The following is a 7,297-nucleotide window of genomic DNA, read 5'->3' on the forward strand; positions in this document are numbered from 1 at the left end:
CTCACCTCAGTCCCTGACGCGGATATTGCTGGATTCAGTGCCCTTAATAATGGTGACACTAGGGGCAACATATTTTTTGACCACTTTTTCCTCTTCATGAGGATTACGTAATGCTAACTGTATGTCTCCACGACTTTGGGCAGACAACAACTTTTCGGCCTGACTAGGTGTCACCTCTAACGTCACAGCCCTTACGATAATTGGCTTGTTTTCTTTGGTTCTCGCCGTTTGGTCAACAGCTAATACTTTGATTTCTTTGAGCACTGTTACGGTATTAGCCGAGTTTTTTCCGTATTTAATCGTATTTAACACATCCACCTTATTGCCCGGCAGCAAGAAGCCCGCAACACCAATAACATCGTTTACCCGAATAGTCACAGCACGTTTATTCTCTGGGATTAGAGATGCTAACGTTGAACCCTCTCCCTGATTGGCTAGACGGCTAACATGGATTATCTCGCCCGGATAAACATTGCTCGCAACAACTTGCCCGATCAACTCTTCAGCCGATGTAAATTGAGATTCAGAGCGCCACGCTTTTTCTAGCAACTTGTTGGTAATGTGTTGCTCCTCAATAACCGTCCCTGCGAGTATTTCCTGAGAGGCAATGATCACCGGCTCTCGCTCGACCACCTCTACTTCAGTTTGAGGCTGCAATTGGTTGTCCATCCACTGTTTGGCGAAAAACACGGCTCCTAAACCAAACGCAATGGAGAGTAAAAAGAGTAATATGACTTGATTTCGACTCATCGAGCACCTCCTCCTTTGCCATCAGCTGTAAAGTACACTTCCCACGCACGGCTTACGATTTCAGAGGAGATAACAGGTTCAACTTCTTCAAATACGATGATATCTCGGCTGATCCCTACAATGTCTTTTGGTAAACAAGGATAAAAGCCCACGTCATGCTGACGATGTAAGTCAAATAAAGTTTCAAAACACCCTTGGGTAAGGGTCAGATTTTTAGATTTCGCAATAATGCCCCACAGTTCGCGATACTCTTCTTCGAGTAGAGGACCAAACTGAATCTTGTAGCCAAGTCGACGTAAAAAAGCCGGGTCACTGATCTTTTCCGGATCTAGGTTCGTAGAAAAGGCAAGAGTGAGGATAAAAGGTATTGAGATCTGTTGACCATTGGGCAAGTTCAGATAGTCGTAGAAATATTCCATCGGTACGATCCATCGGTTCAGCAATGTATCAACTGGCATCGGCTGGCGGCCCAAATCGTCGATAATAAAAATTCCGTTGTTCGCCATCATCTGTAGTGGAGCCATCCATACCTTGTTGTGCTCGCTGTGGTTGACCTCCAGCATGTCCATGGTTAATTCCCCACCGACTTGGATACTGGGTCGTTCACAAAGGCACCAGCGGCGGTCAAATTGTTCTTTAAACGTGATGGACTGAATATCTGAGCTGGATACCCTCTTGTGATGCTGAGGCGAAAAGACTTTGATGATGTTACCCGCGGCGAAGACAGCGTGAGGGATGTAAACCGAAGTGTTGAGTGAGTTAAGAATTTTTGTCGCGACAAAGGTTTTACCTGAACCTGCACTGCCGTAAAGCAACAACGCCCGACCAGAATTAATCGCAGGCCCCAAAACCCCGACCATACGATGAGCGCCCAGCACATCTGAGAGTGCATATTCGACATCGGCTCGATTAACCATTTGAGCTCGAACGTCCTGCGCCTTGACCATTTCGCAATATTGATTCAAAGAGACGGGTACTGGGCCTAAATAGGCATCTTTTACAAAAGCGGTATCGGCTTCCTGCATGCCTGATTCTGACAAACCATAGCGCACATGTCCGGTAGATTGAGTGGAAAACGTTGAGGAAGCAGCTTGAAAAACCTCGACCATTGACTTTGCTCTTAGGCCTGCGATGACATCCTCAATCATATGACTATTGATACATAACAACTTGGTCAATTGGAGAATGTCAGACTTGGGATAGGCGGCAATGTGTTTGATGACCAGATTTTCGACCACCGCTTTGGGTATTCCTAAGTCGTCGAAGCTTGTTGGCACAGGGGGTTGCGGAGCTTGCGGCGTCAACTCTGTTCGATGTTGAACCTTGGACATTGCCTGAACCATAAACACTCCTTGTGATTAATTCAGAAAATAGAAATAAAGCGCTACTCCAACAACAACGACTGGCGCAAAAGGCATTTGATATCGTCCTCTGCTACCGTTTGGGCTGGTTAAAGCTTTACTGCCCGAAGAACCATACATGACATAGATCGAGTATTTGTTTAGTAACGATTTGAATTGGTTAGGTGACTCTGCGAGGCGAAGAAAGGCATAGAAAAGGCCAATAACTACGCTTGCAACTGCAATCCAATAAACCGCTCCCAAAATATGCCCACTGCCAAGCCAAAAACCCACGACACCCAAAAGTTTTACATCACCGGGAGCCATCACTTTTAAAAAATAAAAAACTAAAGCAACGCCAAAACATGTAATACCACTAACAGATGACCAGAGTAGGAAATTATAGTCCTGAAGGACAACAGCCTTATTAATAAAGCTAACAAAAAGAACTACTAATAATAATGAGTTAGGTATTCGGTGCTCTTTTGCATCAGAAACGGCTATGGTAAATAGCACGATCCAAATAAAAACATCCATCTAACTGTCCCCAAAATTAGTCAGTCCTACTCACTAAATATAGACCCAAATTGTTGAGATAACAGTTCTCCGAACACAATAAATATCCCCGAAAAACCAACCACCAATAAACCCGCACCTACCACATACTCGACGACGGTTAACCCCTCTTCATCCCTAAAGAAACTAATGAAAGACATAGCCAAAAACCTCCAAGTTGAACAAAAGGAAGTTGCCCACAACACAGTTATGGGCAACTTAATTCTTAATCAACTATAGACGAGGATATGCGTTTATGTCGGTATATTAGTTACCTGAACCATCTGGCGCATTATCAAGAACTGTACCTAGCTGTGCTTCTAGTGCAGAACTGAAAGTACCAAAAATACCTGCTAGACCGGCTACCAATAAACCTGCACCAACAACGTACTCCACAACCGTTAAGCCTTCTTCGTCTTTCATAAATTCAGAAATATTTTTAATAAGCTTGCTCATGATTTGTCTCCTTCCAAAGTTCATTAAGCCATTTCGCTTATTGATAATTTAGATTTATTTGAGCAATAACAGTTAGGATTATTTTGGCTATCTTTGGTACTTTTTTGCCATTAACTATCAGAAAAAATAAGTACATCCGCTCGTCAAATAAGCAAATTCTAAAATTAGGCTATTTATTCAAAGAATAGTCCTTCATATACTTTCTTTTTAATTTAATGCGCTTACAAAGCACTTTTTAGTTACTACTATATAGCCACTCAACTAAAGCCACCCATTCTCACTTTTGATACTTGACAGAAAGCCGACCACTGCACTTAAGTGATATCAATCACATTAAAACGCCGACTAATCATTCAATCGCTCAATAAGAAGCTTGGTTAATATCAATTAACATACTAAGCTAATTGGTACAGTTCGTGTGATTAAAACTAAAACAAAATAAGGACTTTACACAGTGGATGTGTTGCACAAAGGTTACTGGCTCGGACAATCGGTGACGTACGTCGCCAAAGATATCGTTCGAGATCTGGAAAGATACTTTCATATTCTCGACTATGGGTATGATGTGTCTGTCCTTAGTGAATCTGAAATACATTTCTGTTTTTTCTGTTACGAAGCCTCTTTTCACTCACTGTTTCTGACTGCCGCAAAGCTTTGTCAAAACCTAGATAAAAATCTAATCGTGGTATACGGCAATGGACTCCCCCAAGAAATTGCTGAATTGGATGTGGTTTATTCAACCTTTAACCTCAATCACGATGACTCTCGGGCTTGGAGTGATGAACTCAATAAGCAGGTCTACTACCAGTTTTCAAAACACCAAGAAATCCTTAATATCCATAAGTTAGTAGAGAACCATCAACAAAAACATATCAACAAAGATCTGGTTGAAATGCTGAGGTATATCGATAAGAACCTCTCAAGAACGATTAGAGAAGAGGACGTAGCAGAATACTGTCACTACTCAGTGACGTATTTTTCTAAGTTTTTTCACAAAACGATTGGAGTCAGTTTCCGGGATTACCTGACACTCAAAAGAATCAATCTCGCTAAGCAGCTGCTAACCAATGAGCGCAAAGAGAAAATATCTTTTATCGCTTTCCAGTGCGGCTATAACGATGTCTCTTACTTCTCCCGCATTTTCAAAAAAAAGACGGGGATTAGCCCTGCAGTCTATCGTCAACTTCACTAATCACGCGCTGGTCACAAGAAACTCCTAAACTTACTCTTAGTGCTTTCCTCCTATTTATTTACCATGCTAGAGTTAACAATCTATTAACAACAAAAATAACCATAATTTTGCCAATAACACGGAGTTAGAGAATGATTCAGCCTAACGAGTTAAGCAAACCAACCTGTGCTCTCCCACCACCCAACGAGATGATCCTAAAATGGGCAGCGGAGCGCCCTAATGAGGTTTATCTTAAACAAATTATCAACCGCCAGTTTATCGAGTTCACCTACGCGGAAGTTGCCGATCAAGCACTAAAGCTAGTCACAGCACTCAATAATTTGGGTATCCAGCCAGGTGACAAAGTTGCACTGGTATCAAAAAACTGTGCCGAATGGTTTATCTGTGATTTAGCCATGACGCTTGGTGACTTTGTCAGCGTGCCGATCTTCCCAACCGCTGGTGCTGATACCATCGAATACTGTCTGACGCATAGTGAAAGTAAAGCGCTGATTGGCGGTAAGCTTGATGATGCAGCAGCAACACAGCAAGTGATCGACACGATGCCTGACCTTATCACCATCGCTCTGCCGTATGACTCTGCACCAAGTTGCCAATACCAATTTAAACAGTTGATCGCTGATTGTGAACCAAGCCAGTATCGTCCTGAGCATTACGACGATAAATTGATGTCGTTAGTTTATACTTCCGGCACTTCGGGGGTACCTAAAGGCGCAATGCTCACTTATGGCGCGTTTAGTTGGTCGGTCCAACAACTCATCAATCACATCGGTATTCAAGAGAATGATCGTCTGTTCTCCTATTTACCACTCGCCCATATTACAGAGCGAGTCTATATTTTCGGTTCTTCGATCATGGGGGGAGTTCAGACTGCCTTCCCTGAGTCTCTCGATACTTTTATCGAAGATGTAAAAATGCAAAGACCCACATTGTTTATCTCAGTGCCTCGACTATGGACCCTGTTCCAACAGCGTATTCAAGATAAACTGCCGCAGAAAAAACTGAACATCTTGCTCAAAATTCCATTTGTTAACTCTTTGATTAAGAAGAAACTCGCAGATGGACTCGGTCTGGACAAAGCACGCGTGCTAGGTTGTGGTTCTGCCCCTGTGTCTCCGGCGTTACTTGAGTGGTACCACAGCGTCGGCCTGAACATCACAGAAGCTTGGGGGATGACTGAGTCGTTTGCCTACAGCACACTTAACTACCCATTCCGTGCAGACAAAATCGGTAGTGTTGGTAATGCAGGGCCCGGTATTGAACTGAAAATTGCCGAAGACAATGAAATCATGGTCCGAGGAAAAGGTTTATTCTCCGGCTATTATAAGAACGACATCGCGACTCAAGAGTCATTTGACTCGGAAGGGTGGCTACACACTGGTGATATTGGTTCTATAGACAGCGAAGGATACTTAAACATTCAGGGACGTAAAAAAGATACCTTTAAAACAGCTAAAGGTAAGTTTGTCGCCCCTGTTCCAATTGAGAAAAAGCTGTTCGAGTACAGCCGTATAGAAATGATGTGTCTGATTGGTCTGGGACTTCCAGCGCCAATTTTGCTTGTGGTTCCTCATGATTTCCCTAATTTTGATCGTGCCCGTTATGAGCGTACGACGAAAAAAGTCATCAAGAGAATGAACGCCGAGCTAGAGTCTCACGAACAGATAAAAGGCGTCTTAATGATCAAAGATCCGTGGAGCATTGAGAATGGTATCTTGACTCCGACTTTGAAAATTAAACGTCATGTTCTTGAGCAAAAATACCACGAGATTGGGCACAACTGGCCTAAAGGTCAGCTCGTCGTGTGGGAAGAGTAGTTTTGTACTGATATTTAAAAGGAGAGCCTACGCTCTCCTTTTTACTTTTCGGCATAAAGTAAAGCGATTATGATGCTCACTTGCCACAAGAATACATAGGGACAGTATATGGATGCTAGGTTGCATCACCTGCCAGGATTGCGCTACTTTGAAGTCGCGGCAAGGCTCAATAGTTATAGCCGAGCAGCCGAAGAGCTTTTTATTAGTCAGGCTGCTGTGAGCCAAAAAATTCGCCAATTAGAGGATGGGTTAGGCTGTAAGCTATTTGTCCGTGATGGCCGAGAAATGCGTTTAACCGAACAAGGAAAAATCTTGTTTAAACATGTTTCTCAAGGCTTCGAAACTATTATCAGTGGTCTGAATCAAATCCAGAGCGAGCCAGTTGAAGGCTTGCTGTGCGTTAGTTCAACGCCGTCATTTGCGTCTCGTTGGTTACTACCGCGATTATGGAAATTCTCTACTCAATACCCAAGTATCCCTATTCGTATCATTACCAGTTGCGACGCTCCCAAACTAAAACAGGGTGATGCCGACCTAGCTATATGGCAAGGCGATACTCTCGACGTCAGTGACAACCACAAGCTACATAAAGAGTTTCTATTTGAAGAAACGATCTACCCGTTTTGTTCTCCCCACCTAGCGAAAACAATCAACTTATCGACGCCCGAACAGCTACTTGGTTGCTGGTTGATTCACTATGAATCAGGAGGTTACCCATGGCGAGCTTGGTTTGCCGAAGCCGGTGTTGAGATGAACAAAGAGTCGGTGAGATGGATGGATGTCAGTACCTTCGATCATGCGATGAATGCGGTTATGGCTGGTCATGGCGCTTGTTTAGCCTCAGACTCACTCGCCGCCGACTATGTAGAGAGAGGGTTACTCATTAAGCCATTTGATATTGGTATGACCCCAGGCATCCAATTCAACCTGTTCTACAATGATGAGTCCCCTCGACGAAATCGAATCGCTGCTTTTGCAAACTGGCTACATAGCGAAATAGCAGGCTAAGCAACAAAAAGAGAGCCATTCGTTAGGTTTTGGCATCATTGATAGCCGTAGCCCAAGGTAGGCTGGGAAACTAAGCGCTAGGAGCACGTTACCCTATATAAAAAATGTATGGTCCGCCCCGTTATTGCAACTACAATTTAGTAATAACGGAGTTGGTTTGCGCTAATGTATTCGGAGTC

Annotated in this window: 8 protein-coding genes; 3 read left to right on the top strand and 5 right to left on the bottom strand. The window is 43.4% G+C overall.

Annotation, left to right across the window (positions count from 1 at the left end):
- Positions 1 to 6: 6 nt before the first annotated feature.
- The 5 genes from cpaB to ACQEXR_RS03420 all read right to left on the bottom strand — a co-directional run bounded on the left by cpaB (position 7) and on the right by ACQEXR_RS03420 (position 3,101).
- Complete coding sequence (gene cpaB, locus ACQEXR_RS03400; RefSeq protein WP_138970415.1) at positions 7 to 750, bottom strand: Flp pilus assembly protein CpaB; 744 nt, start codon at positions 748 to 750, stop codon at positions 7 to 9.
- Positions 747 to 2,093 (bottom strand): AAA family ATPase, encoded by a 1,347-nt coding sequence (locus ACQEXR_RS03405; protein WP_138970414.1) that lies wholly within the window; start codon positions 2,091 to 2,093, stop codon positions 747 to 749. Before ACQEXR_RS03405 ends, cpaB begins: the two co-directional genes overlap by 4 nt.
- Positions 2,094 to 2,108: 15 nt before the next feature.
- On the bottom strand, positions 2,109 to 2,627 hold the full coding sequence (locus ACQEXR_RS03410; protein WP_427019749.1) for an A24 family peptidase: 519 nt from the start codon (positions 2,625 to 2,627) through the stop codon (positions 2,109 to 2,111).
- A gap of 26 nt (positions 2,628 to 2,653) precedes the next feature.
- A complete protein-coding gene (locus tag ACQEXR_RS03415; RefSeq protein ID WP_171052108.1) occupies positions 2,654 to 2,806 on the bottom strand; it encodes a Flp family type IVb pilin in 153 nt (50 codons plus the stop codon).
- A gap of 106 nt (positions 2,807 to 2,912) precedes the next feature.
- Complete coding sequence (locus ACQEXR_RS03420; protein ID WP_138970412.1) at positions 2,913 to 3,101, bottom strand: Flp family type IVb pilin; 189 nt, start codon at positions 3,099 to 3,101, stop codon at positions 2,913 to 2,915.
- A gap of 454 nt (positions 3,102 to 3,555) precedes the next feature.
- Here ACQEXR_RS03420 and ACQEXR_RS03425 point away from each other — a divergent pair, with 454 nt between their 5' ends.
- The 3 genes from ACQEXR_RS03425 (at position 3,556) to ACQEXR_RS03435 (ending at position 7,118) form a co-directional block, all read left to right on the top strand.
- Positions 3,556 to 4,293, top strand: coding sequence for a helix-turn-helix domain-containing protein (locus ACQEXR_RS03425; RefSeq protein WP_427019750.1), 738 nt, complete (start codon positions 3,556 to 3,558; stop codon positions 4,291 to 4,293).
- Positions 4,294 to 4,424: 131 nt separating this feature from the next.
- On the top strand, positions 4,425 to 6,110 hold the full coding sequence (locus ACQEXR_RS03430; protein ID WP_331426703.1) for an AMP-binding protein: 1,686 nt from the start codon (positions 4,425 to 4,427) through the stop codon (positions 6,108 to 6,110).
- Between the two features lie 108 nt (positions 6,111 to 6,218).
- On the top strand, positions 6,219 to 7,118 hold the full coding sequence (locus tag ACQEXR_RS03435) for a LysR substrate-binding domain-containing protein (RefSeq protein ID WP_269377729.1): 900 nt from the start codon (positions 6,219 to 6,221) through the stop codon (positions 7,116 to 7,118).
- Positions 7,119 to 7,297 lie beyond the last annotated feature (179 nt).

Source organism: Vibrio sp. TRT 2004, assembly GCF_050113735.1.
Classification (GTDB): Bacteria; Pseudomonadota; Gammaproteobacteria; order Enterobacterales; family Vibrionaceae; genus Vibrio.